The organism is Corallococcus llansteffanensis (assembly GCF_003612055.1).
GTDB classification, from domain to species: Bacteria; Myxococcota; Myxococcia; order Myxococcales; family Myxococcaceae; genus Corallococcus; species Corallococcus llansteffanensis.
In genome coordinates this window covers 1-2,713 of the sequence record NZ_RAWB01000869.1, presented here as the reverse complement: position 1 = coordinate 2,713, position 2,713 = coordinate 1, and the positions used below count along the sequence as shown (strand labels likewise).

At 73.4% G+C, this 2,713-nt stretch carries 4 protein-coding genes; all 4 read left to right on the top strand.

Annotation, left to right across the window (positions count from 1 at the left end):
• On the top strand, positions 1–728 hold a 728-nt coding region (gene hisD / locus D7V93_RS41445), incomplete at its 5' end, for a histidinol dehydrogenase (protein ID WP_120648482.1).
• Positions 725–1,762: a pyridoxal phosphate-dependent aminotransferase gene (locus D7V93_RS41440; protein ID WP_120648481.1), complete on the top strand. Its 1,038-nt coding sequence runs from the start codon at positions 725–727 to the stop codon at positions 1,760–1,762. The genes hisD and D7V93_RS41440, both read left to right, overlap by 4 nt.
• Positions 1,762–2,355: an imidazole glycerol phosphate synthase subunit HisH gene (gene hisH / locus D7V93_RS41435; protein ID WP_120648480.1), complete on the top strand. Its 594-nt coding sequence runs from the start codon at positions 1,762–1,764 to the stop codon at positions 2,353–2,355. Before D7V93_RS41440 ends, hisH begins: the two co-directional genes overlap by 1 nt.
• On the top strand, positions 2,352–2,713 hold a 362-nt coding region (locus D7V93_RS41430; RefSeq protein ID WP_244237819.1), incomplete at its 3' end, for a HisA/HisF-related TIM barrel protein. The genes hisH and D7V93_RS41430, both read left to right, overlap by 4 nt.

The window sequence follows — 2,713 nt, the reverse complement described above, 5'->3', positions numbered from 1 at the left end:
GGGCGGGCGCGGTGGCGGCGCTGGCCTATGGGACGGGGAGCGTGCCCCGGGTGGACCGCATCGTCGGGCCGGGCAACGCGTACGTGGCGGCGGCGAAGCTCCAGGTGGTGGACGCGGTCGCCATCGACGCGCCTGCGGGCCCGAGTGAGATCCTGGTGGTCGCCGACGCGAGCGCCCGTCCGGACGCCGTGGCGCGCGAGCTGCTGGCCCAGGCGGAGCACGACCCGGACGCGTGCTGCGTGGCGCTGGTGCTGGGCGCGTCGCTGGCCCAGGCGGTGAAGGACGAGGTGGAGCGGCAGGCCCGGTCCGCGCGGCGGGGCGACATCGTCCTGTCGGCGCTCGCAGGGCGTGGCGCGGTGCTGCGGATCGACTCACTGGACGAGGCGTGGCCCTTCGTCGCGGACTTCGCGCCGGAGCACCTGCTGCTCGCGACCGCGACGGCTGCGGAGGATGTGGCGCGGGTGCGCAACGCGGGCACGGTGTTCGTGGGGCAGCGCGCGTCGGTGGCCTTCGGTGACTACCTGACGGGCGCCAACCACGTGTTGCCCACCGCGGGCCTCGCCCGGGCGTACTCGGGGCTGAGCGTGCTGGACTTCTACCGGTGGACCACGTGGCAGCGCGTGACGCCGGAAGCAGCGGCGGCGATGGCGGACGACGTGGGGACGCTGGCGGACAGCGAGGGCCTCTTCGCCCACGCGGACGCGGCTCGGGCCTGGAGGCTGCCATGATTCCCTTCCGCGACACGTATCGGGACATCCCGCTGTACTCGCCCGCGAAGAAGCCCTGCCGGGTGGACCTGAGCGACAACACGAACCTCTTCGGACCGCCTCCGTCCGCGGAGCGCGTGCTGCGCGAGGAGGGGCTCCAGCGCCTCTCACGCTATCCTGCGGGCTATGCGCCGGACCTGAAGCGCGCCGTGGCCGCGTACGCGGGCGTCGCGGTGGAGAACGTGACGACGGGCTGCGGTTCGGACGACGTCATCGACTGCGCGCTGCGGGCCTTCCTGGAGCCGGGCGACGTGGTGGCCTACCCGGATCCGACCTTCGTGATGGTGCCGCTGTACGCCCGGCTGAGCGCGCTGCGGCCGGTGCCGGTGCCCTTGAAGGCGGATCACGACGTGGACGTGGAGGGGCTGCTCGCCACGGGCGCGAAGGTGCTCTACGTCTGCACGCCCAACAACCCCACTGGCACGGTGGCCTCGCGCGCGGCGCTGGAGCGACTGGTGGATCGCGCGCCGGGCGTGGTGCTCATCGATCAGGCCTACGTGGAGTTCGCCAAGGGTGGGGACTTCATGGACCTGGCGCGCACGCGGCCCAATGTCCTCGTGACGCGCACGATGTCCAAGGCGTTCGGCCTCGCCGGCCTGCGCGTGGGCTGGGCGGTGGGAGCCCCCGCGCTGGTGGCGGAGGTGGAGAAGGCGCGCGGTCCCTACAAGCACACGTCGCTGGGCGAGGCCGTGGCCGTCGCCGCGCTCACCGAGGACGTGCCGTGGATGGAGGCCTGCGTGGCGGAGGCGGTGGAGAACCGCGAGCGGCTGCGCGGCGGCCTGAAGGTCCTGGGGCTGGAGCCGCTGCCCTCGGAGGGAAACTTCCTCCTCGTCCCCGTGCCGGAGGCGCGGCGGGTGGGGGAGGCCATGCGGGAGCGCAACGTGAACGTGCGGGTGTTCGAGGGACTTCCCGGAGTGGGGGACGCGCTGCGCATCGGCTGCGGCCCGTGGCCCCTGATGGCCTCGGCGCTGAAGGCGCTCAAGGAGGTGCTGTGATGCGAGTGACCCTGTTCGACTACGGCGCGGGCAACCTGCACTCGCTGGCGAAGGCGCTGACCACCGCGCCGGACGTGGAGGTGCGCGTGCAGGAGGATCCGCTGAGGGCGCTCGACACCGACGTCCTCGTGCTGCCCGGCGTGGGCGCGTTCGGCGCGGCGGCGGCGCGGCTGGCTCCAGGCCGCGAGGCGATGCGGCGGGCGCTGGACGCGGGCCTGCCGTGCCTGGGCATCTGCCTGGGCATGCAGCTGCTCTTCGAGGGGAGCGACGAGGGCGCGGGCGAGGGCCTGGGCTACTTCCAGGGCCGGGTGACACGGCTGGCGGCGCGGCACGTGCCGCAGATCGGCTGGAACGACGTGGAGGAGGACGGGGCACTGGCGTCCGCGAAGCTGGCCTCCGTGTACTACGCGCACAGCTACGTCTGCCGCGCCGTGGAGCCGCGAGATGTGGTGGGCTGGACGACCCACGAGGGCGACCGGTTCCCCGCGTCGGTGCGGCGCGGGAAGGTGCTGGGCGTGCAGTTCCACCCGGAGAAGTCCTCCCGCGTGGGTGTGCGCTTCGTGCAGGCGTTCCTCCAGGAGGTGGCTCCGTGATCGCCATTCCGGCCATCGACCTGAGGGAAGGGGCGTGCGTGCAGCTGGTGGGAGGCTCCTACGACGCGGAGCGCGTGCGGGTGGAGGACCCGCTGGACGCGCTGAAGCAGTGGCTGGCGCTGGGCTTCCGCACGTTCCACGTCGTGGACCTGGACGCCGCGCTGGGCAAGGGCTCCAACGCGGAGGTGGTGTCGCGTCTGGTGTCGCATGCCCCGGGTCTCACCTTCACGGTGGGCGGTGGCGTGCGCGACGTCGCGCGGGTGGAGGCGGTGCTCGTGGGCGGGGCGTCGGCGGTCGTCGTGGGCACGCGCGCCATCGAGGACCTGGCCTGGCTCCGCGAGGTCGCGGAGCGCTTCCC